Below are 20,257 nucleotides of genomic sequence, written 5' to 3'. Positions count from 1 at the left end.
CGGACTCCATTGCACTAGTGCATACTGGGGTTTGTGCTAGGAGACTATCGGATCACAGGACGTCGCGCAGCGGATATCGCCTCCGGCGTGGAGGCGGGCGTGGCCTCGGGCGCGCTCCCGCCGGGTTCGCTGCTGCCGCCGATGCGGGAGCTGGCCGGCGAGCTTGGGGTGAACCCCAACACCGTGGCCGCCGCCTACCGGACGCTGCGCGAGCGCGGGGTCATCGAGACCGACGGGCGGCGCGGCAGCCGCGTGCGGGCCCGCCCGTCGAGCACGCCGCGGGACGCGCTGCGCATGGTGGTGCCGGAAGGCGTGCGGGACCTAGTGGAGGGCAGCCCGGACGTGTCCCTGCTGCCCTCGCTCGAGGGACCCCTCGCCGCGGCCGCCCGGCGGTACGCGCAGGCGCCGACCCTCTACGGGGCGGGCCCGGTCGCCCCGGAGCTCGCGGAACTGGCCCGGGCCGGCTTCGACGCGGACGGGGTGCCGCCGGGTCCGGTGGCCGTGACCTCGGGTGCGCTGGACGGGATCGAACGGGTGCTCACCGCCCATCTGCGGGCGGGCGACGCGGTGGCGGTCGAGGACCCGGGATGGGGCGGGGCGCTGGACCTGGTCCCGGCGCTCGGGCTGCGCGTGCTGCCGGTGGCCGTGGACGACGACGGGCCCCGGCCCGAGGCGGTGGCCCGGGCGCTGGCGGCCGGCGCGCGGGCGCTGGTGGTGACCTCGCGGGCGCAGAACCCGACCGGCGCCGCCGTGGGCGCGGAGCGGGCGCGGGAGCTGCGGGCGCTGCTGGCGGACCACCCCGAGGTGCTGCTGATCGAGGACGACCACGGGAACGGAATCGTCGACCTGCCGTTGCATCCCCTGGGCGGGGTGACCCGGCACTGGGTGCTGGTGCGGTCCACGGCGAAGGCGTACGGGCCGGACCTGAGGCTCGCGGTGCTGACCGGCGACGCGGTCACGCTGGACCGGCTGCGGGGGCGGCAGCGGCTGGGGCCGGGCTGGGTGAGCCGGCTGCTGCAGTACGCGGTGGTGGAGCTGTGGACCTCGGGCGCGGTCGACCCGGTCGCGGTGTCCCGCTCGTACGCGGGGCGGCGGGACGCGCTGGTCGAGGCCCTGCGGCAGCGGGGGATCCGGGCGCACGGGCGCAGCGGCCTGAACGTCTGGGTGCCCGTGGTCGACGAGACGGTGGTGGTGACGCGGCTGCTCGCCGCCGGCTGGGCGGTGTCCCCGGGGGCCGTCTTCCGGGTCGAGACGGGGCCGGGGATCCGGCTGACGGTCTCGCAGCTGTCGGCCGACGAGGTGCCCGGTCTGGCGGACGCGGTGGCCGCGGCGGCCAGCGTGGGCGCGGCGGGCGTGCGGTACGACTGACGGCGCCCGACGCCCCGCGTCGCGTAGCCGGGCCTCGGAACCCGGGACGCGGCGGTTGGGCCTCCGGCGGTCCCGCCCGGGCCGCGCGCCGTGCGCCCCGCGCTGCGAAGGGCGGCCCGACGCCCCGCGCCGCGAAGCCCGGCCTGGGGCCCGGAGAGGGAACCCGTGCGGCGGAACCCGGGACGCGGTAGCAGGATTCGGCAGCCGGGTCCGCCCGGGCCGTGCCAGGGTCCTGCCATGACGACGCGTCGCGCGCCGAGGGCCCCGGCCGGGGAACCGCTGCGGCGGCAGTCGGGGCCGCTCGGACCGGGCCCGCTCCTGCCGTGACGGTGCGCTGCGCGCCGAGCATCCCGAGGGCGTGTCCTGTCCTCGGCCGGGATTCGGGCCTCCCGCGGTCCCGCCCGTCGGCGGGCTCCGTGACCCGGCCGAAGGGGCAGGGCCGTGTCGGTCCCGAGCACCGGCCCGCCCGGCCGGCCCGCGCCCGGCCGGCCGGGTCCGCCGACGGGATCCGGGCCCGGTCGGGGGAGTGTGAGGAAGCTGCCCGACGGGATGCCGATCCCGTATGGGGGCACCGGGCACGGCCTTGGAGGCCGCCGGGTATCTGCGGGCCGGGCAGGGCCCGGCTCGGCAGGGCCCGGTCGTCCGTGAGGGCGCCGGTGATTCAGTTGGCCGGCCGACCTGTCGGGGTGGGGCGGACCCCGACAGGGATCGGAGACGGTCAGGCGGGCCCGCGGGCCCCGGGGCGGGTCTGGGTGAGCGCGGCGCCGGCCAGGACGATCGCGGCGCCGACCGGCGTGTTCCAGTGGAGCTGCTCGCCGAGGACCAGGACGCCCGCCGTGGTGGCGATGACCGGGATGAAGTAGGTGACCATCTGGGCGGTGGTCGGGCCGACCTCCGTCACCAGCCCGTACTGCATCTGCAGGGCCATGCCCGTGCCGAGGGCGCCCAGCGCGATCACCGACAGGGTCGGCCAGAGCGGGAACGAGTCCGGGGCCGAGGTGAACGCGGCGCTCACGAGCGCGAGCTGGAGCGTGGAGACCATGAGCTGGCCGCCGGTCAGGGCCACCGGGGAGCCCGGGGTCCCGGCCAGCGTGCGGCGGACGTAGATCCAGCCGATGGGGTAGCAGAGGGACGCCAGCAGGGCGAACGCCGTGCCCTTGGCGTCGACACCGGAGAAGCCCTGCCAGGCGCCGAGCACGGTCAGGACGCCGAGGAAGCCCAGGCCCAGCCCGGCGAACCGGCGGCGCGTCGGGCGGTCCTCGGACAGGGCGACCAGCGACAGCGCCATGCCCCACAGCGGCGAGGTGGCGTTGCAGATGCCGGCCAGGCTGGAGGGGATGCTCAGCTCCGCGTACGCGAAGAGCGAGAACGGGGCGGTGTTGAGCAGCAGAGCCGCCACGGTCAGGTGGCCCCAGGTGCGCAGGCCCCGCGGGAGCGGCTCGCGGCGGACCAGCAGCACGGTGAGGAGGGCGAGCGCGCCGAACAGGACCCGGCCCAGCGCCACCTGGAACGGCGCGTAGGCCTCGGTCCCGACCTTGATCAGGAGGAAGCTGAAGCCCCAGACGACCGAGAGGATCGCGAACCGGATCCGCCAGTCCAGCAGGCCGCCCCGGCGCCGGCCGGCGGTGGAGGCGGCGGCGGTCGTGGTGGTGGGGGAGGCCGGGGACGGGGAGGCGGCCGGGAGGGTCGGCCCGGGAGTGGTCGGTGCGCTCATGACCCTTACTGTGCTCGTATCAACTTCGTAGGACAAGCGAGAGTTTCTCGTGGTGACGCCGTAGCATTGCTTACATGTTGAACCTGGAGCGCCTGCGCACCCTGGACGCCCTCGCCCGCCACGGCTCGGTCAGCGGCGCGGCCGACGGCCTCCACGTCACCACCTCCGCGGTTTCCCAGCAGCTGGCCAAGCTGGAGCGCGAGGTCGGACAGCCGCTGCTGGCCAGGAACGGGCGAGGGGTCCGGCTCACCGACGCCGGGCGGCTGCTCGCCGACCACGCCGCCCGGATCATCTCCCAGGTGGAGCTCGCCCAGGCCGACGTCGAGGCCCAGCGGGGCTGCGCCGTGGGCGAGCTGCGGATCGGCGCCTTCCCGACCGCCATGCGCGGGCTGCTGCCCCAGGCCCTGGCCGCGCTGCGGGCCGGGCATCCGGAGCTGCGGGTCCGGGTGCGCGAGCAGGAGCCCGAGGAGAGCATGGCGGCCGTCGTGCGGGGGGACCTCGATCTGGCCCTGGCGATCGACTGGCACAACAAGCGGATGCCGGTGCCCGCCGAGCTCACCCGCACCCACCTGCTGGACGACACCGTCGACATCGCGGTCCCGGCCGGACACCGGCTGGCCGACCGGACCGCGGGCCCCGGGAAGTCCGGGAAGGCCGGGATCTCCCTCGCCGAATGCGGCGACGACGACTGGATCTCCTGGAACGAGGGGCAGTTCTGCCACGAGTGGCTGGTCTTCACCCTGCGCGGTACGGGCATCGAGCCGCGCATCGCCCACATCGCCGAGGAGCACCACACCCAGCTGGCCTTCGTGGAGGCCGGACTCGGCGTGTGCGTGGCGCCGAAGCTGGGCCGCGGCCCGGTGCCGCCGGGGGTGCGGCTGCTGCCGGTCTGCGACAGCGTCCGCCGCCACGTGTACGCCGTCTGGCGCGCGGACGCCGACCGCCGGCCCTCCATCCGGGCCGCGGTCGACGCCCTGCGGCAGGCGGCCGCCGGTCTCGGCTAGGCCGTCTCTTTCGGATCCTGTCGGCCGAGCCCGCGGCGTCCGGTGTCGTGCACGGCAAGGCGGAGGGGCGCCCGTGTACTGGACGTACTCGGGTGTCCCGACAACGCGGCCGGGTGCGGTGCCGGGCGTCGCGGGCCCGGCAAGATCCGAAAGAGACGGCCTGGACCCGCCGCCGCTCCGCCGCCCCCTGGGGGTGCCTTGCCGATCAGGCCGGGCTCGCGGGCCCCGGCACCGCACCCGGCCGCGTCGTCCTCGGTCCCCGCTCCGTGATCCGGCCCGATCGGCAACACCCCCCTACAGCTTGCGGAAGTCCCAGGAGACGATCGAGTCCGGGGTCAGCCGGATCCAGGCGTGCCGCCCGTCGTGCGGCATCTCCTCGATGCCGAAGTTCTTGACCGGGAAGATCCGCTCGGCCTCCGCGAGTTCGGGGCAGGGCTCGCCGGTGCGCGGGGCCTCGCCCACGAAGACGGCGCTGCCGGACAGCTCGACGCCGCGCAGTTCGTCGTACGACTCGCCGGAGTCCACGACCACCGAGATCCGCGGATCCTTGCGCAGGTCGGACCACCGGCGGCTGCGCGTGATCGAGTACAGCCACAGCGAGCTGCCGTCCCACGCGAACCACAGGGCGCCCACGTGCGGGCGCCCGTCGGGGGAGACCGTCGCGACCCGGCAGGTCTTCTGCTCGCGCAGGAAGGAGTCCACCTCCGCGTCGCTCATCATGATGCGCCGGCCCCGCCGCTGTGCGGTTCCGGTCCGTGTCCCGTCCACGTCCATCCGTCCTGCACCCCTTCACATCTGACTATGTGTCAGGAATCATGGGGGCTCTTCCGTCGCCACGCCAGGGGGAGCCATGCCGGATCTCGATCCCGCCACCACCGCGCTGCTCACCGTCGAGTGCCAGAACGGTGTCGTCGGCGAGGAGAGCGCGCTGCCCGAACTGGCGAAGGAGGCCCGGGACTCGGGGATGCTGGAACGGGTGGCGGCGCTGGTCGACGCCGCGCGCGGAGCCGGCGTGCAGGTGCTGCACGCGGTCGCCGAGCGGCGGCCCGACGGGCTCGGCGCGAACACCAACGCCCGGCTGTTCCGGGCCGCGCAGCGGCTGCCCGTGCGCCAGCTGACCGGGAGCCGGGCGGTGGAGGTCGCCGCGCCCGTGGTCGTCGCCGACCAGGACCTGGTGGTCCGCCGGTTGCACGGGCTCTCCCCGATGGCCGGCACCGATCTCGACCCCCTGCTGCGCAATCTCGGCATCCGCACCCTCGTCGTCACCGGGGTCTCCTCCAACATCGCCATCCCGAACACCGTCTTCGACGCCGTGAACCTCGGCTACCGGGTGGTGGTCCCCGCCGACGCCATCGCCGGGGTGCCCGCCTCCTGCACCGCCGAGGTGATCCGCAACTCCCTGGCGCTGGTCGCGGTCATCACCACCACCGAAGAACTGCTCGCGCAGTGGGCTCCCGCGACCTGACCCCCGTAACCTGGGCGGATGCTGTCCGAAGTGATCGCGACCCGTTACGTCACGCCCCTGCGTGAAGGCGGCTCGCTACCGGGGATCGTCGAGGCCGACGACCTCGGTACCTACGTCATGAAATTCACCGGAGCCGGCCAGGGCCGCAAGACCCTGGTCGCCGAGGTCATCTGCGGCCGTCTGGCCCAGCGGCTGGGGCTGCGGGTCCCGCGGCTGGTGCAGATGCAGCTCGACCCCGTGATCGGGCTCGGCGAGCCCGACCAGGAGGTCCAGGAGCTGCTCAAGGCCAGCGGCGGGCTCAACCTCGGCATGGACTACCTGCCCGGCTCGATCGGCTTCGACCCGCTCGCCTACCAGGTGGACCCGGTCGAGGCGGGGCGCGTGGTCTGGTTCGACGCCCTCATCAACAACGTCGACCGGTCCTGGCGCAACCCGAACATGCTGGTCTGGCACGGGGACCTCTGGCTCATCGACCACGGCGCCACGATGATCTGGCACCACAACTGGCCCACCGCGGCGGCCGCGGCCGCCAAGCCCTACAACGCCTCCGACCACGTACTGGCCCCCGTGGGCCCGGACATCGCCGCGGCGGCCGCCGCGCTCGCGCCGCTGGTCACCGAGGAACTGCTCACCGAGGTCGCGGCCGACGTCCCCGACGAGTGGCTGGTCGACGAGCCGGGCTTCGAGTCCACCGACGCGCTGCGCCGCGCCTATGTGGATGCGTTGCTTCCGCGTGCGGCCACGATCCACGAGAGGATCTCGCTGGAGGCCGAGGTGAAGAAGCCTGCCGGACCTCCCGGCTGGCTCACCGACCACCTGCCGGAATGGCCCCACAAGACCCACAAGACCCACAAGCAGAAGAGCGGCAGCGAGTGACCAAGCGGGACGTGTTCGAGTACGCGCTGGTGCGTGTGGTGCCCCGGGTGGAGCGGGGCGAGTGCTTCAACGCCGGCGTCATCGTCTACTGCCGGGCGCACACCTACGTCGCCGCGCGCACCCACCTCGACGAGGCGAAGCTCCTCGCGCTGGATCCCGGGGCCGATGTGGCCGGGGTGCGGGCCGCCCTGCGCGGGGTCGAGGGCGTGTGCAGCGGCGGGGCCGAGGCGGGGCAGGCGGCGGGCGACGACGCGGGGCGGCGGTTCCGCTGGCTCATCGCCCCGCGGAGCACCGTGGTGCAGCCGGGGCCGGTCCACACCGGCCTGACGGCCGATCCTGCGGCGGAGGTGGAGCGGCTGCTGGACCTGCTGGTCCGCTGACGGGCGCGCCCCGGCCCGGGTGGCGTTGACACCGGGTGCCAGGGCTCCTAGCGTCTCCTCAGCTGAAGCTACTAAGCGGTTGCTCACCTCTGGGCGGCCGCCTCTCAAGGGCGAGGAGATCCAGCATGTCCACCACCGAGCAGCGCGTCGCGATCGTGACCGGGGCGGCCCGGGGCATCGGCGCGGCCACCGCCGTACGCCTGGCCGCCGAGGGCCGGGCCGTCGCCGTACTCGACCTCGACGAGGCGGCCTGCAAGGACACCGTGGAGGCCATCACGGCGGCCGGCGGCAAGGCTCTCGCGGTCGGCTGCGACGTCTCCGACGGCGCGCAGGTGGAGGCGGCCGTCGCGCGCGTCGCGAGCGAGCTCGGCGCCCCGACCATCCTGGTCAACAACGCGGGCGTGCTGCGCGACAACCTGCTGTTCAAGATGACCGAGACCGACTGGGACACGGTCATGAACGTGCACCTGCGCGGCGCCTTCCTGATGTCGAAGGCCTGTCAGAAGCACATGGTGGAGGCCAAGTTCGGCCGCATCGTGAACCTCTCCAGCAGTTCGGCGCTCGGCAACCGCGGCCAGGTCAACTACTCCGCCGCCAAGGCCGGCCTGCAGGGCTTCACCAAGACCCTGGCCATCGAGCTCGGCAAGTTCGGCGTCACCGCCAACGCCGTCGCCCCCGGCTTCATCGCCACGGAGATGACCGCCCAGACGGCCGCCCGTGTCGGCATGGGCTTCGAGGACTTCCAGGCGGCCGCCGCCACCCAGATCCCGGTCCAGCGCGTCGGCCGTCCGGACGACGTCGCCAACGCCATCGCCTTCTTCACGGGGGAGGCCGCGGGCTTCGTCTCCGGCCAGGTCATGTACGTGGCCGGCGGCCCGCTGAACTGACGAGTCCACGAGAGGCAGGGCGTACGACATGACGTACAGCGGTATCGACAGCGGCAAGGTCGCGCTGATCACCGGGGCCAGCCGGGGCATCGGCTACGGCGTCGCCGAGGCGCTGGTCGCCCGCGGCGACCGGCTCTGCATCACCGGGCGCAACGAGGAGGCCCTCAAGGAGGCCGTCGAGCGGCTCGGTGCGGACCGGGTGATCGGGGTCGCCGGCAAGGCGCACGACGAGGCCCACCAGGCCGTCGCCGTCGAGCGCACGATGGAGGCGTTCGGCCGCGTCGACTTCCTGGTGAACAACGCCGGCACCAACCCCGTCTTCGGTCCGATCGCGGATCTGGACCTCGGGGTGGCGCGGAAGGTCTTCGAGACCAATGTGATCTCGGCGCTCGGCTTCGCCCAGCGGACCTGGCACGCCTGGCAGAAGGACAACGGCGGCGCGATCGTGAACATCGCGTCCATCGCCGGGGTCTCCGCCTCGCCCTTCATCGGCTCGTACGGGATGAGCAAGGCCGCCATGATCAACCTCACGCTCCAGCTCGCGCACGAGATGGCGCCCGGGGTCCGGGTCAACGCGATCGCCCCCGCGGTGGTCAAGACGAAGTTCGCGCAGGCGCTCTACGAGGGCCGGGAGCAGGAGGCCGCGGCGGCCTATCCGCTCGGCCGGCTCGGGGTCCCGGAGGACATCGGCGGGGCGGCGGCGTTCCTCACATCTGCACAAGCGGAATGGATCACTGGGCAAACTCTCGTCGTCGACGGTGGGATGTTCCTCAATGCCGGGGTTCACTGACCGATAATCGGACGTATTTGCCTCCGAAAGAGAGGTAAATGCGTATCGAATAGGCACGGAACCGGTCAAGTGCCTCACGAAACCAACCCATTGGATTCGTGAGGCACTGCGGTAGGGTCTGCCGCACCCCTGGCTGATCGAGGAGCGTGCACGTGTTCAACCGGACCAGATGCCTGCAGATCACTGCGGCCCTTGCGTCCATATCCCTGCTCGCCGGTTGCGGCCTGCTGTCGGAGGACGACGGCGACGAGATGAAGAGGATCGTCGTCGGTACCACGAGCACCCCGAGCACCCTCGATCCCGCGGCCGCGTGGGACGGCTCCTGGGAGCTGTACCGGAACGTCTACCAGACCCTGCTGGCCTTCCCGACGGGCTCCAGCAAGCCCCAGCCCGACGCGGCCCAGAACTGCGAGTTCACGGACGCGGCGAGCCAGGCCTACCGGTGCACCCTGCGCAAGGGCCTGAAGTTCTCCAACGGCGAGCCGCTCGACGCCAATGCGGTCAAGTACTCCCTCGACCGGATCAAGACGATCGGCTCCAACGTCGGCCCCAAGGGACTCTTCGGCACCCTCGACAAGATCGAGACGCCGGACCCGCTGACGGTCGTCTTCCACCTGAACACCTCGGACGCGACCTTCCCGTACGTCCTCGGCTCGCCCGCCGCCTCGCTCGTCGCGCCCAAGGACTACCCGGCCGACAAGATCCGCGAGGGCGACAAGATCACCGGCTCCGGCCCGTACGTGCTCGACTCGTACAAGGAGGGCGCCGAGGCGGTGCTCACCGGTAACACGGGTTACACCGGCTTCGCCAACCGCAAGAACAAGGCGGTGACCATCCGCTACTTCGCGGACTCGCCGAAGATGATCGCGGCGCTGAAGGCGAAGGAGATCGACGCCACCTACCGAGGCCTGTCGGCCCCGGAGATCACCGACCTCCAGACCCCCGCGTCGCACGCACTGGGCGTCCAGGTCGTCGAGAACGTCGGCGCCGAGATCCGCTACCTGGTCTTCAACCCCAAGGACCCCCAGGTCGCCAAGCTCCCCGTCCGCCAGGCCATCGCCCAGATCGTCGACCGCGGTGCGCTCGTCTCCAAGGTCTACCAGGGCACCGCCGAGCCGCTGTACTCGATGGTCCCGAAGGGGGTCGTCGGTCACAAGACGCCCTTCTACGACAAGTACGGCGGTGCGGACGTCGCCAAGGCCAAGAAGATCCTCAGGGACGCCGGGATCACCCAGCCGGTCGAGCTGACCTTCTGGTACACCACCGACCGCTACGGTTCCTCGACCGCCGACGAGTTCACCGAGCTCAAGCGGCAGCTGGACGAGAGCCAGCTGTTCCGGATCACCCTGCGAAGCCAGCCCTGGAAGACCTTCCAGACCGGCTACAAGAGCGGTGAGTACCCGATCTTCGGCCGCGGCTGGTTCCCCGACTTCCCGGACCCGGACAACTTCATCGCGCCGTTCGTCGGCAAGGAGAACGCGGTCGGCACCCCGTACGAGCCCGCCGAGATCGTGAACGACCTGCTGCCCAAGACCCGCCGCGAGGGCGACCGCTCGGCCGGCGTCCAGGAGTTCGAGCAGGCCCAGAAGATCTTCGCCGACGACGTCCGGCTGCTGCCCCTGTGGCAGGGCAAGCTGTACGTCGCGGCGCGCGAGGACATCGCGGGCGCCGAGCGGGCGCTGGACCCGCAGACCGTCATGCAGATGTGGGAGTTCTACCGCAAGACCAGCTGGTAGGACCGGCAACGGTGCGTCGGCCGCCCCGGGCGGCCGACGCGTTGTCAGTGGGCACCGGTAGGTTCTGGAGCAGTTGCACGAGCAGTTGCACCAACTTGTACCGGAGGTTGTCGCCGTGACCCAGATGCTGCCCGAGTCCTGGCTCCCCGTCCTCGGCGGGGAGCTGGACCAGCCCTACTTCAAAGAGCTCACAGAGTTCGTCGAGAAGGAGCGGGCTAACGGGCCGGTCTACCCGCCCCGCGAGCAGGTCTTCGCGGCGCTGGAGGCCACTCCCTTCGACCGGGTGAAGGTCCTCGTCCTCGGTCAGGACCCGTACCACGGCGCCGGCCAGGGCCACGGCCTGTGCTTCTCCGTGCAGCCCGGGGTCAAGACCCCGCCCTCGCTGCGCAACATCTACAAGGAGATGAAGGAGGAGCTCGACCTGCCGATCCCGGACAACGGGTACCTGATGCCGTGGGCCGAGCAGGGCGTCCTGCTCCTCAACGCGGTGCTCACGGTCCGGGAGGCCGAGCCCAATTCGCACAAGGGCAAGGGCTGGGAGAAGTTCACCGACGCCGTGATCCGCGCGGTGTCCGAGCGGCCCGATCCGGCCGTCTTCGTCCTGTGGGGCGCCTACGCCCAGAAGAAGCTCCCGCTGATCGACGAGGAGCGGCACGTGGTCGTCAAGGGCGCCCACCCCTCCCCGCTGTCCGCCAAGAAGTTCTTCGGATCCCGGCCCTTCACGCAGATCAACGAGGCCATCGCAGCCCAGGGGCATGAGCCGATCGACTGGCGGATCCCGGACCTCGGCTGACGTCCCCCCGCGCCTCGGCGCCATTGCCGGTGCCTCGGGCTAGCTTCGAGACGATCGGACCGGAGCAGGTCCGGCAGAGCGAGCCGGAGGCCGCCGTGGCGGAGCAGCAGGAGGCGTCGCAGGACGCCGTCATGACCAGGATCGGCCAGGCGGTCATCCTGCTGCACGCCGGGGACCGCGAGGAGGCCCGCAACCGGCTCGCGGAGATCTGGTCCGAGATCGGCGAGGAGGGGGACTACCTCCACCGGTGCACCCTGGCCCACTACATGGCCGACGCCCAGGACGATCCGGCCGACGAGCTGGCCTGGGACCTGCGGGCCCTGACCGCCGCCGCCGACGTCCCGGACGACGTGCCGGACGACGTGCCCGGCGACCGTCCCGGGACCGGGCCGCCCCGCGACGGGCGGCCCGCGCGGTGGGAGCCGCATCCGGGGCTGGCCGCGTTCTACCCGTCACTCCACCTGAACCTGGCCGCCGACTACGTCAAGCTGCAGCGGCCGGAGGCGGCCCGGGTCCACCTGGCCCGGGCCCGGGCGGCTGCCGGAGCACTGTCCGACGACGGGTACGGGAACGGCGTACGGGCCGCCATCGCCCGGCTGGAGCGGCGCCTGGCCGCGGAACCGGGACCGGGACCCGGACCACGGCCGTTCCCCGAGCAGTCCCCGTAGGGCACAGGCCCGCGGACGGTCAGTCCCCGTGGACGCCCGAGCAGATCCGGGCCTCCGGACTGTCGGGATGCCAGTGGCCGTGCCTGCGGCCCAGCGCGCACACATCGGCCGGCCGCACCGGCAGCTTCCGTGCCAGCTCACGCTCCGCCTCGGCGTCGGGCCGGGAACGGTGCGGACGGCCTCCGGGGTGCCCGGACACGGGCTCGGCGGCCCGCCGGGGCTCCGGGATGTCCGGAACCGGCGGAGCCTGCGGTACGGGCCCGCCGGAGCCGCCCGGTACGGGGCGCTGTGCGGACCGCTGGGCGGGCGCGGGGGCCGCCGGGGCCGCGGGCCTCTCCGGAGCGCTCTCCACGCCCTCCAGTGCCTCCAGGGCGGGCGCCCGGACGGTCACCGGGGCCGCCCCGGGCTCGCCGCGGGGCTGATGGCGGGGCGGTACCCCGGCGGCGGGGGCCGCCGCGGGCCGCACGGGTCCGGGGCTCACCTGCACACAGCCGGAGACCGCCGAGACGGCGCAGGCGACTCCGAGCAGCAGCGTTGTCGTGGTTCGGGTGGGATGCACTCGCGCAACTCTGCTGTGCGAGGACCCCGTTGCGAAAACCCGGAGCCGATATTCACCCCGCACGGGTGACGGACACACCCGCCGGACAGGGCCCCGGGGCCGTCCGGGACCGACCCCGGGCGGACCGTCTATTCGCCGGTGGCGCCGTCGATCTGCTCGCGCAGCATGTCCGCGTGGCCGTTGTGGCGCGCGTACTCCTCGATCATGTGGGTGTAGACCCAGCGCAGGCTGAACACCTCGCCGCGGTGGTGGTTCTCGGCCTGCGAGAGCAGGTCCAGCGAACGGCCCGCGGCGGCCTGGCGCGCCAGCTCGACCTCCGTCTGCCAGACCGGCTCGGTCTCGGCCCAGGTGGCCGCCTCGGTGAAGTGGAAGTCGCCGTCCCGGTCCTCGTCCGTGATGTAGAGCTCGGGCAGGTCCTCGCCCAGCATGACCTCCCGGAACCAGAACCGCTCCACCTCCGCCATGTGCCGTACGAGGCCCAGGAGGCTCAACTCGGAAGGGGCGAGAGGAGCCCTGCGCAGCTCCTCGTCCCGCAGTCCCTCGCACTTCCACAAGAGGGTGGCACGGTGGTAGTCGAGCCAGCCGTCGAGCATCTCCCGCTCGTCGGCGGTGGTGGCGGGTTCTTCGCGGTGTGATCCTGAACTGGTGGTCATGAGGATCATCCTGAGCGATCCTGGCCCCGGTCACCAGGGATTATGCTGCCGAGATCCACACGGACCGAACTTGGAGGCCCCGGTGAAGGTCGGCTGCATCGGACTCGGCGACATCGCGCAGAAGGCGTACCTGCCCGTCCTCACCACCCGCCCGGGCATCGAGCTGCACCTGCAGACGCGCAACGCCGACACCCTGGAGCGGGTCGGCGACACCCATCACGTCCCGGCCGCGCGCCGGCACACCGATCTCGACGCGCTGCTCGCCGAGGGGCTCGACGCGGCCTTCGTGCACGCCGCCACCGTGGCCCACCCGGAGATCGTCACACGGCTGCTGGAGGCCGGCGTGCCCACGTACGTGGACAAGCCGCTCGCCTACGAACTCGCGGGTTCGCGGCAGCTCGTGGAACGGGCCGAGCGGCTCGGGGTCTCCCTCGCCGTCGGCTTCAACCGCCGCTTCGCGCCCGCCTACGCGCAGTGCGCCGACCACGCCCGCGAGCTGATCATCATGCAGAAGAACCGCGTCGGGCTGCCCGAGGACCCGCGCACGCTGGTGCTGGACGACTTCATCCACGTCGTCGACACCCTGCGGTTCCTGCTGCCCGGCGAGGCCGACCACCTCGACGTCCGGGCGGTGGTGCGCGAGGGACTGATGCACCAGGTGGTGCTCCAGCTGTCCGGCGCCGGCTTCACCGCCCTCGGGATCATGAACCGGCTGTCCGGCTCCACCGAGGAGATCCTGGAGGTCTCCGGCCGCGACACCAAGCGGCAGGTGGTCAACCTCGCGGAGGTCATCGACCACAAGGGCCAGCCCACCGTCCGGCGCCGCGGGGACTGGGTCCCCGTCGCCCGCCAGCGCGGCATCGAGCAGGTCGTCGACCACTTCCTGGAGGCGGTCGCGGCGGGCACCACGCTCAGCGCCCGCGACGCCCTGCGAACCCACGAGCTGTGCGAGCGGGTGGTGCGCTCGGCTCTGGAGCAGGCCTCCTGAGCGAACGGCTGCCCGCCACCGCGCAGTACACCGCGAGGGCGGCGAGGGCGGCGGTCACCGGCCAGTCCCCGAAGCGGACGTAGAGGGTCGTGCCACGGGCGAGCGGGACCTCGTACACGGCCGCCGTGCTCGCGGAGGTGGGCAGGGCGGCGCCGACCCGGGCGCCGGACGGGCCGTTCACGACACTGATGCCCGTGAGGGTGGCGTGGACCATCGGGCGGCCGTTCTCGGCCGCCCGCAGCGCGGCCAGCGAGGCGTGCTGGGCCGGGGCCCAGCTCTCCTGGAACGAGGAGGTCGCCGACTGGGCGACGAGCAGGGAGGCGCCGTCCAGGGTCAGACGCCGGCTCATGTCGGGGAAGGCCGACTCGAAGCACACCAGCGGGCCGACCCGGACAGCGCCGGGCCCGTCCGGCTGCCCGGGCAGGTCCGGCCGCCCGGGCAGGTCCATGACCACCGGTCGGTCGCCGCGCACCCGGTCCTCGCCCGCCGCCCTGCCGACCGAGGTGGCCCAGCCGAACAGCGCGCGGGCCGGTACGTACTCCCCGAACGGGACGAGCCGCATCTTGTCGTACCGGTCACCGGTGGGACCCAGGGGACCCACGAGGACCGCGCTCTTGTAGATCCCGGGCCGGTCGGCCCGCCGCGCGTCCACGTTCACCAGCAGCGGAGCACCGACCTCGGCCGACAGCGCGGCCAGCCGCCGGGCCAGGTCCGGGCGGGCCGTCAGGTCCGCGCCGACGCTGCTCTCGCCCCACACCACCAGATCGACCCGCTGCCCCGCGAGCGGCCGCGTCAGCCGCTCACCGATGTCGAACCGCCGCTCGGCGCTGTCCGGGCCGTCCGCCACCGTGCCGGGCTGTACGACGGCCACCCGCAGCCGCCCCGATTCCTCGGGCCGCACCGCCCACACCCACACCGCTCCCGTCAGGACCGCGCACCCGGTCATCCCCGCCACCGCGGGGATCCGCGCCCCCGGCACCGCGATCAGCAGCACCAGCGCGCAGTTCACCGCCACCACCAGCAGGCTGACCAGCCACACCCCGCCCACCGAGGCCAGTCGCAGCGCGGGCGCCACCTGCCACTGGCTCGCGCCCAGCAGCCCCCAGGGCCCGCCCAGGCCCTGCCAGGACCGGACCAGCTCCGACAGCAGCCACCCCGCCGGTACCAGGACGAGCGCGCAGCAGGCCCGGCCCGCCGCCGGCGTCCCGCCGAGGAGCTCCCGCACCAGGAGCGCCCAGGGGATCCAGAGCAGCCCGAGCAGCGCGGCGACCGGGACGAGGAACACGTGCAGGCTGGGCAGCAGCCAGTGGTGGACGGCCAGGATGAACCCCGCCCCGCCGAGCCAGCCCTCCAGGGCGGCCCGTCGCCCGGTGGGGGCCGACCGCAGCAGCAGCATCCAGGGCACGAGGGCGGCGTAGGCGAACCACCAGAGCGCGGGGGCCGGGAAGGCGAGGGCGGGCAGCGCCCCGGCTGCCACGGCGGCGGGCGCACGCCATCGGGGGGACCACCACCGCGTGCGCATCGTGATCATGGCGTGCCTCCGCTTCCAGTGTGGCAGTGCCCGGCGCAGCGGCCGAGTCGAGCGGTTCCGGTCGGCCCGGCTCAGACGGCCATGTGCCGCCACTTCTCGTGCACGGTGACACGGGTGAGCCGCCAGCCGTCACGGGTGCGGGCCAGCGCGAACCCGTAGCGCCCGGCGGCGACGAAGTTGGGCGAGGTGACCGCGGCGTCGGCATCCGGACCCGCCAGCCGCATGGGGTTGAGGAAGTCCGCCCGGACCTCGGCGCTGTCCCCGGGGGAGCCGCCCAGGTCCTCCAGGCGGATCAGCCGGTTCACGATCAGGTGCTGGCGGACGGGGAAGAGCGTCATCGTCTCCGCCAGCCAGTCCGCGACCACCGCCACCGGGCCCTCGATCCCGCCGGCCGAGCGGTAGTCGACCCTCCCGGACGCGGTGAACAGGGCCCGGTACGCGTCCCAGTCGCCGTCGTCGACGGCCACCGCGTAGCCCGTGACCACTTCGTCGATCGCCAGCCGGTCCATCACCGTCGCGAGATCCACACGCTGAGTCATCGGGTCAGTGTGGGGCTGCGCGGGCGCGAGGCCAAGGGCCGTGCGCCCACCGGATCTTCCCGCGCGCGGTCAGTGACCGGAACGGGACTCCCGCTGCCGGACCACGACGAGGAACGCGTCGCTGGCCAGATCCATGACCACCTCCGCCGGCACTCCCTCGCGCATCCGCTGCGCCGCGTACTCCTCGGCGGGCCAGCTTCCCCGCGGACTTCCGGCGGGAAATCGCTCCAGCACCACTCGACCCATGGCACACCCCCTGCTGTTCGCCTTCCGTTCTCTTCAGGCACAACGACGCGCAGGCCGTCCGGGAACGTTCCCGAACGGCCTGCGGTTCACGCGAAGAGGTGGAACGGGGTCCCGCTAGGAACCGGATTCGCCGGCGTGGGGGCTCAGCACGTCCGTGCCGATCAGCACGAACAGCGCGATGCCCAGGACGATCCGGTAGATCACGAAGGGCATGAAGCTCTTGGTCGAGATGAACTTCATGAACCACGCGATCACGGCGTAGCCCACGAAGAAGGCGATGACCGTCGCGAAGATCGTCGGACCCCAGGAGATGTGACCCGGGTTCTCCGCCACGTCCTTGATCTCGAACGCACCCGAGGCCAGCACGGCCGGGATCGCCAGGAGGAAGGAGTAGCGGGCCGCGGCCTCGCGGGTGAAGCCGAGCAGCAGACCGCCGGAGATCGTCGCGCCGGACCGGGAGACGCCGGGGATCAGGGCCATCGCCTGGCAGACACCGAAGATCAGACCGTCCTTGACGCCCAGCTGCTGCAGCGTCTTGCGCTCACGGATCGCGCGGTGCCGGCCGCCCTCCTCGTCGCGGGCCGCCAGCCGGTCGGCGACGCCGAGCACGATGCCCATGACGATCAGGGTGGTGGCCGTCAGCCGCAGGTCACGGGCCGGGCCCACGATCGCGTCCTTGAAGACGAGGCCGAGGACGCCGATCGGGAGCGAGCCGACGATCACCAGCCAGCCCATCTTGGCGTCCTGCTCGGAGCGCAGGGCCTTCGTGTAGAGCGAGCGGAACCAGGTGGAGACGATCCGCGCGATGTCCTTGCGGAAGTAGATCAGCACGGCGGCCTCGGTGCCGATCTGGGTGATCGCGGTGAAGGCCGCTCCTGGGTCGTGCCAGCCGGCGAACGCCGCGGTCAGCCGCAGGTGGGCGCTGGAGGAGATCGGGAGGAACTCCGTAAGCCCCTGGACGAGACCGAGGATTAGGGATTCGAACCAGCTCATGTCGGGGTGCGCTCGTCCTTGTGATCGTCGGGCAGTTCGCGTCCGATGCTAGGGCCCGTGCGAAGCGGCGCTGACCACAGGGGGGTGCTGGGGCACCAGTTCGGGCACTCGATCCTCGGTTCGAGGGGGTGCAAGACGGTGTCGTTTGCGCCATCCGACGACCGCGCCGCCCACCACGGAGACGACGATGAAGCCGAACGAGACGAGGAACGCGGGCGATCCGGGCGAGGAGGCGCTGGCGCCCGCGACCACGTACGCGGCGGTGTTCGGGACGACACCGATCGCCGTGGCGAGGAGGAAGGGGCCCCAGGCGCACCGCGACACCGCGGCGAAGTAGTTGGCCACGACGAACGGCATTCCGGGGAAGATCCGCAGCGCCAGCATCGAGCGGAAACCGTGCCGGCTGAGCTGCCCGTCGGCCGCCCGGAGCCAGCGCCCGCGCAGGAACGGCCGCAAAGCCTCCTGGCCCATGACCCGGCCCAGTCCGAACGAGATCGCGCCACCGAGCACCGTGCCGCCGACCGCCGCGACGAGGCCGAACTGGGTGCCGAAGACGGCCCCCGCGGCCAGGTTGAGCAAGGGCCGCGGCACGAAGGCGGCCGTGCACACGCCGTACGCGGCTGCGAACAGCAGGACCGCCGCGCCCACCGGGAGCCCGGGGGGCCAGCCCTCCGAGAGGATGCGCTGGGGCTCGTACAGCAGCACGCACACGCCGGCCGCGACGAGCAGCACGACGAGCACCGACAGCCGGGTCCGCGGCGCGAGGAGGAGGGACATCCCGGGAGACTAGCCCACCCGTACGCAGGTGCGCCGTAATCTGGGCCTCATGCTGTCGAACGGCCGACGCCCCCCGCGAGTTCCCCGCAGCGACCTCGCGGACACCCTGCTGGAGCGGCTGACCGGGGCGTACGCGGCGGCCGCCGATCCCGTACGGGGCCGGGCCATGGCCGCGTACATGAAGGACGTCGCGCCCTTCCTCGGCATCCCCACCCCGCTGCGCCGGGACCTGTCGAGGACCGTGACCAAGAACACTCCGAATCCGTCCGAGTCGGACTGCGCGGCGCTCGCCCTGCGCTGCTGGCTCCTCCCGGAGCGCGAGTACCAGTACTTCGCGGTGGACTACCTGCGCCGCCACGTCGCCCGCTGCTCCTCCGGCCTCCTGCCGGTCGTCCGCCACCTGATCGTCACCGTCCCCTGGTGGGACACCGTCGACCTGCTGGCCGCGCACACGGTCGGACCGCTGGTGGCCGCCGACCCGGAACTCGCGGCCGTGATGGACGAATGGATCGAGGACGAGGACCTCTGGCTCGCCCGCACCGCGCTGCTCCACCAGCTCCGCTTCAAGTCCGCCACCGACAGCGGACGGCTCTTCGCCTACTGCCGTCGCCGGGCGGGCCACCCGGACTTCTTCGTGCGCAAGGCCATCGGCTGGGCCCTGCGCGAATACGCGAAGACGGACCCGGGAGCGGTACGCGCCTTCGTCGAGGCCGAACGCGGCTCCCTGGCCCCGCTGTCCGTGCGAGAGGCCCTCAAGAACCTCTGACCGCGCGGTAATTCGTTCGACGTGCCCCGGACCGTCCGGCAGGATCGGGGGCATGAACCGGTACGCCTTCCTCGCAGCGCGGTCCGCAGCCGCGGACGCGCCGAAGGCTGCCGTCCTCGCGGGCGCACCCGCATACGCACCCGTCCTCGCCGCATTCGACGGCGCACGAAGCTGACCCTTCCCGGATCGTCCGGCGGACCCCGCAGGGGGAGGGTCGGCTCGCTCTCGGGGTCCCGTTCCAGCTTCCAGACACGGGAATGAATCATGGCCAAGACGGCCTTCGTGCGCACCAAGCCGCACCTCAACATCGGCACCATGGGTCACGTCGACCACGGCAAGACCACCCTCACCGCCGCCATCACCAAGGTCCTCGCCGAGCACGGCGGCGCCTCCTTCGTGCCCTTCGACCGCATCGACCGGGCCCCCGAGGAGTCCCGGCGCGGCATCACCATCAACCTCACGCACGTCGAGTACGAGACGGAGACCCGGCACTACGCCCACGTGGACATGCCAGGTCACGCCGACTACATCAAGAACATGGTCACCGGCGCCGCCCAGCTCGACGGCGCGATCCTCGTCGTCTCCGCGCTCGACGGGGTCATGCCGCAGACCGCCGAGCACGTGCTCCTCGCCCGGCAGGTCGGCGTCGACCACATCGTGGTGGCGCTCAACAAGGCCGACGCCGGGGACCCCGAGCTGACCGACCTGGTCGAGCTGGAGGTCCGCGAGCTGCTCACCGCGCACGGATACGGCGGTGACGGCGCGCCGGTCGTCCGGGTCTCCGGCCTCGGGGCGCTGGAGGGCGACCCGCGGTGGACGGAGGCGATCCAGGCTCTGCTGGACGCGGTCGACACGTACGTACCGACCCCGGTGCGCTACACGGACGCGCCGTTCCTGCTGCCGGTGGAGAACGTGCTGACCATCACCGGGCGCGGCACCGTCGTGACCGGCGCCGTCGAGCGCGGCACCGTACGCCTCGGGGACCGCGTGGCGGTCCTCGGCGGCGACGGCGAGCCGGTCGACACGGTCGTCACCGGGCTGGAGACCTTCGGGAAGCCGATGGAGTCCGCCGAGGCCGGGGACAACGTCGCGCTGCTGCTGCGCGGCGTGCCGCGCGACGGCGTGCGCCGCGGGCACGTGGTGGCGGCGCCCGGCAGCGTGACGCCGCAGCGCCGCTTCACCGCGCAGGTGTACGTGCTCTCCGGACGCGAGGGCGGCCGCACGACACCGGTGGCCAGCGGTTACCGGCCGCAGTTCTACATCCGCACCGCCGACGTGGTGGGGGACGTGGACCTGGGCGAGGCCGCCGTGGCCCGGCCCGGGGAGACGGTCACGATGACCGTCGAGCTCGGCCGGGACGTCCCGCTGGAGTCGGGGCTCGGCTTCGCGATCCGCGAGGGCGGGCGGACCGTCGGCGCGGGGACGGTGACGGCCGTGCTGGGGTGACCCCGGCCTGATCCCGACCCCTCTGTGGTGGCGGTGGCCCGGTTGCGCCAGACTGCCGTCACCACAGGCATGCGGGAA

At 72.7% G+C, this 20,257-nt stretch carries 23 protein-coding genes; 14 read left to right on the top strand and 9 right to left on the bottom strand.

The genetic code is table 11. The annotated features are described in order from the left end of the window. The first annotated feature begins 33 nt into the window (after nt 1-33). Nucleotides 34-1,368 carry an aminotransferase class I/II-fold pyridoxal phosphate-dependent enzyme gene (locus ACXNSR_RS07315; protein ID WP_458641335.1) on the top strand — a complete coding sequence of 445 codons (1,335 nt, stop codon included), beginning with the start codon at nt 34-36 and terminating at the stop codon, nt 1,366-1,368. A 718-nt stretch (nt 1,369-2,086) separates the two neighbouring features. Here ACXNSR_RS07315 and ACXNSR_RS07310 read toward each other — a convergent pair. Continuing rightward, complete coding sequence (locus tag ACXNSR_RS07310; protein WP_458641334.1) at nt 2,087-3,082, bottom strand: DMT family transporter; 996 nt, start codon at nt 3,080-3,082, stop codon at nt 2,087-2,089. Nucleotides 3,083-3,156: 74 nt separating this feature from the next. On the opposite strand from ACXNSR_RS07310, the gene ACXNSR_RS07305 reads away from it, so the two are divergent. Further along, on the top strand, nt 3,157-4,086 hold the full coding sequence (locus ACXNSR_RS07305) for a LysR substrate-binding domain-containing protein (protein ID WP_458641333.1): 930 nt from the start codon (nt 3,157-3,159) through the stop codon (nt 4,084-4,086). 294 nt (nt 4,087-4,380) lie between these two features. On the opposite strand, the gene ACXNSR_RS07300 is transcribed toward ACXNSR_RS07305, so the two are convergent. Further along, a complete protein-coding gene (locus ACXNSR_RS07300) occupies nt 4,381-4,860 on the bottom strand; it encodes a pyridoxamine 5'-phosphate oxidase family protein (protein ID WP_458641332.1) in 480 nt (159 codons plus the stop codon). Nucleotides 4,861-4,936: 76 nt separating this feature from the next. On the opposite strand from ACXNSR_RS07300, the gene ACXNSR_RS07295 reads away from it, so the two are divergent. The 8 genes from ACXNSR_RS07295 (at nt 4,937) to ACXNSR_RS07260 (ending at nt 11,681) form a co-directional block, all read left to right on the top strand. After that, complete coding sequence (locus ACXNSR_RS07295; protein WP_458641331.1) at nt 4,937-5,551, top strand: cysteine hydrolase family protein; 615 nt, start codon at nt 4,937-4,939, stop codon at nt 5,549-5,551. Between the two features lie 18 nt (nt 5,552-5,569). Then, the gene (locus ACXNSR_RS07290) at nt 5,570-6,427 is read left to right on the top strand and encodes a HipA family kinase (protein ID WP_458641330.1); all 858 of its coding nucleotides are present in this window, start codon (nt 5,570-5,572) and stop codon (nt 6,425-6,427) included. Next, nucleotides 6,424-6,807, top strand: a complete 384-nt coding sequence (locus ACXNSR_RS07285; protein ID WP_458641329.1) for a DUF3037 domain-containing protein — start codon at nt 6,424-6,426, stop codon at nt 6,805-6,807. Before ACXNSR_RS07290 ends, ACXNSR_RS07285 begins: the two co-directional genes overlap by 4 nt. A gap of 125 nt (nt 6,808-6,932) precedes the next feature. Next, on the top strand, nt 6,933-7,694 hold the full coding sequence (gene fabG, locus ACXNSR_RS07280; RefSeq protein ID WP_382539444.1) for a 3-oxoacyl-ACP reductase FabG: 762 nt from the start codon (nt 6,933-6,935) through the stop codon (nt 7,692-7,694). 28 nt (nt 7,695-7,722) lie between these two features. Continuing rightward, nucleotides 7,723-8,484, top strand: coding sequence for an SDR family oxidoreductase (locus ACXNSR_RS07275; RefSeq protein WP_327734426.1), 762 nt, complete (start codon nt 7,723-7,725; stop codon nt 8,482-8,484). Nucleotides 8,485-8,636: 152 nt separating this feature from the next. Further along, nucleotides 8,637-10,220 (top strand): ABC transporter substrate-binding protein, encoded by a 1,584-nt coding sequence (locus ACXNSR_RS07270; RefSeq protein WP_458641328.1) that lies wholly within the window; start codon nt 8,637-8,639, stop codon nt 10,218-10,220. A gap of 124 nt (nt 10,221-10,344) precedes the next feature. Then, nucleotides 10,345-11,013, top strand: a complete 669-nt coding sequence (locus ACXNSR_RS07265) for a uracil-DNA glycosylase (protein ID WP_189746257.1) — start codon at nt 10,345-10,347, stop codon at nt 11,011-11,013. Nucleotides 11,014-11,108: 95 nt separating this feature from the next. Beyond that, nucleotides 11,109-11,681 carry a hypothetical protein gene (locus tag ACXNSR_RS07260; RefSeq protein ID WP_458641327.1) on the top strand — a complete coding sequence of 191 codons (573 nt, stop codon included), beginning with the start codon at nt 11,109-11,111 and terminating at the stop codon, nt 11,679-11,681. A gap of 19 nt (nt 11,682-11,700) precedes the next feature. Here the strand turns inward: ACXNSR_RS07260 and ACXNSR_RS07255 are convergent, their stop codons facing one another. Both ACXNSR_RS07255 and ACXNSR_RS07250 read right to left on the bottom strand, forming a co-directional pair. Next, nucleotides 11,701-12,240, bottom strand: a complete 540-nt coding sequence (locus ACXNSR_RS07255) for a hypothetical protein (protein ID WP_458641326.1) — start codon at nt 12,238-12,240, stop codon at nt 11,701-11,703. 128 nt (nt 12,241-12,368) lie between these two features. Beyond that, nucleotides 12,369-12,893, bottom strand: coding sequence for a DinB family protein (locus ACXNSR_RS07250; protein WP_458641325.1), 525 nt, complete (start codon nt 12,891-12,893; stop codon nt 12,369-12,371). 82 nt (nt 12,894-12,975) lie between these two features. Between ACXNSR_RS07250 and ACXNSR_RS07245 the strand changes: the two genes are divergently transcribed. Then, the gene (locus ACXNSR_RS07245) at nt 12,976-13,881 is read left to right on the top strand and encodes a Gfo/Idh/MocA family protein (protein ID WP_458643219.1); all 906 of its coding nucleotides are present in this window, start codon (nt 12,976-12,978) and stop codon (nt 13,879-13,881) included. On the opposite strand, the gene lnt is transcribed toward ACXNSR_RS07245, so the two are convergent. From lnt to ACXNSR_RS07220, 5 genes are all read right to left on the bottom strand, one after another. Then, nucleotides 13,805-15,412, bottom strand: a complete 1,608-nt coding sequence (gene lnt / locus ACXNSR_RS07240; RefSeq protein WP_458641324.1) for an apolipoprotein N-acyltransferase — start codon at nt 15,410-15,412, stop codon at nt 13,805-13,807. The genes ACXNSR_RS07245 and lnt overlap by 77 nt on opposite strands. 71 nt (nt 15,413-15,483) lie before the next feature. Further along, nucleotides 15,484-15,951, bottom strand: a complete 468-nt coding sequence (locus ACXNSR_RS07235; protein WP_458641323.1) for a nuclear transport factor 2 family protein — start codon at nt 15,949-15,951, stop codon at nt 15,484-15,486. 69 nt (nt 15,952-16,020) lie between these two features. After that, complete coding sequence (locus ACXNSR_RS07230) at nt 16,021-16,197, bottom strand: hypothetical protein (RefSeq protein ID WP_458641322.1); 177 nt, start codon at nt 16,195-16,197, stop codon at nt 16,021-16,023. Nucleotides 16,198-16,311: 114 nt separating this feature from the next. Further along, complete coding sequence (locus ACXNSR_RS07225; RefSeq protein ID WP_458641321.1) at nt 16,312-17,190, bottom strand: undecaprenyl-diphosphate phosphatase; 879 nt, start codon at nt 17,188-17,190, stop codon at nt 16,312-16,314. 48 nt (nt 17,191-17,238) lie between these two features. Further along, on the bottom strand, nt 17,239-17,967 hold the full coding sequence (locus tag ACXNSR_RS07220) for a TVP38/TMEM64 family protein (RefSeq protein WP_458641320.1): 729 nt from the start codon (nt 17,965-17,967) through the stop codon (nt 17,239-17,241). A 49-nt stretch (nt 17,968-18,016) separates the two neighbouring features. On the opposite strand from ACXNSR_RS07220, the gene ACXNSR_RS07215 reads away from it, so the two are divergent. The 3 genes from ACXNSR_RS07215 (at nt 18,017) to tuf (ending at nt 20,179) form a co-directional block, all read left to right on the top strand. Beyond that, nucleotides 18,017-18,733: a DNA alkylation repair protein gene (locus ACXNSR_RS07215; protein ID WP_458641319.1), complete on the top strand. Its 717-nt coding sequence runs from the start codon at nt 18,017-18,019 to the stop codon at nt 18,731-18,733. 52 nt (nt 18,734-18,785) lie between these two features. Then, nucleotides 18,786-18,908: a hypothetical protein gene (locus ACXNSR_RS07210; protein WP_458641318.1), complete on the top strand. Its 123-nt coding sequence runs from the start codon at nt 18,786-18,788 to the stop codon at nt 18,906-18,908. An 89-nt stretch (nt 18,909-18,997) separates the two neighbouring features. Continuing rightward, nucleotides 18,998-20,179 carry an elongation factor Tu gene (gene tuf / locus ACXNSR_RS07205; RefSeq protein WP_458641317.1) on the top strand — a complete coding sequence of 394 codons (1,182 nt, stop codon included), beginning with the start codon at nt 18,998-19,000 and terminating at the stop codon, nt 20,177-20,179. Nucleotides 20,180-20,257: the final 78 nt, after the last annotated feature.

It is taken from the genome of Streptomyces sp. NC-S4, assembly GCF_054353315.1.
Note: the sequence above shows the minus strand (reverse complement) of the source record. Positions and strands in the feature narration are given on the sequence as shown.

Excerpts from the sequence above, each read along its gene's own strand:
- fabG (WP_382539444.1), top strand. The coding sequence starts at position 6,933 with ATGTCCACCACCGAGCAGCGCGTCGCGATCGTGACCGGGGCGGCCCGG.
- ACXNSR_RS07290 (WP_458641330.1), top strand. The coding sequence starts at position 5,570 with ATGCTGTCCGAAGTGATCGCGACCCGTTACGTCACGCCCCTGCGTGAA.
- ACXNSR_RS07305 (WP_458641333.1), top strand. The coding sequence starts at position 3,157 with ATGTTGAACCTGGAGCGCCTGCGCACCCTGGACGCCCTCGCCCGCCAC.
- ACXNSR_RS07230 (WP_458641322.1), bottom strand. The coding sequence starts at position 16,197 with ATGGGTCGAGTGGTGCTGGAGCGATTTCCCGCCGGAAGTCCGCGGGGA.
- ACXNSR_RS07220 (WP_458641320.1), bottom strand. The coding sequence starts at position 17,967 with ATGTCCCTCCTCCTCGCGCCGCGGACCCGGCTGTCGGTGCTCGTCGTG.
- ACXNSR_RS07235 (WP_458641323.1), bottom strand. The coding sequence starts at position 15,951 with ATGACTCAGCGTGTGGATCTCGCGACGGTGATGGACCGGCTGGCGATC.
- ACXNSR_RS07210 (WP_458641318.1), top strand. The coding sequence starts at position 18,786 with ATGAACCGGTACGCCTTCCTCGCAGCGCGGTCCGCAGCCGCGGACGCG.
- ACXNSR_RS07275 (WP_327734426.1), top strand. The coding sequence starts at position 7,723 with ATGACGTACAGCGGTATCGACAGCGGCAAGGTCGCGCTGATCACCGGG.
- ACXNSR_RS07295 (WP_458641331.1), top strand. The coding sequence starts at position 4,937 with ATGCCGGATCTCGATCCCGCCACCACCGCGCTGCTCACCGTCGAGTGC.
- ACXNSR_RS07225 (WP_458641321.1), bottom strand. The coding sequence starts at position 17,190 with ATGAGCTGGTTCGAATCCCTAATCCTCGGTCTCGTCCAGGGGCTTACG.
- ACXNSR_RS07310 (WP_458641334.1), bottom strand. The coding sequence starts at position 3,082 with ATGAGCGCACCGACCACTCCCGGGCCGACCCTCCCGGCCGCCTCCCCG.
- ACXNSR_RS07250 (WP_458641325.1), bottom strand. The coding sequence starts at position 12,893 with ATGACCACCAGTTCAGGATCACACCGCGAAGAACCCGCCACCACCGCC.
- lnt (WP_458641324.1), bottom strand. The coding sequence starts at position 15,412 with ATGATCACGATGCGCACGCGGTGGTGGTCCCCCCGATGGCGTGCGCCC.
- tuf (WP_458641317.1), top strand. The coding sequence starts at position 18,998 with ATGGCCAAGACGGCCTTCGTGCGCACCAAGCCGCACCTCAACATCGGC.
- ACXNSR_RS07215 (WP_458641319.1), top strand. The coding sequence starts at position 18,017 with ATGCTGTCGAACGGCCGACGCCCCCCGCGAGTTCCCCGCAGCGACCTC.
- ACXNSR_RS07265 (WP_189746257.1), top strand. The coding sequence starts at position 10,345 with ATGCTGCCCGAGTCCTGGCTCCCCGTCCTCGGCGGGGAGCTGGACCAG.
- ACXNSR_RS07300 (WP_458641332.1), bottom strand. The coding sequence starts at position 4,860 with ATGGACGTGGACGGGACACGGACCGGAACCGCACAGCGGCGGGGCCGG.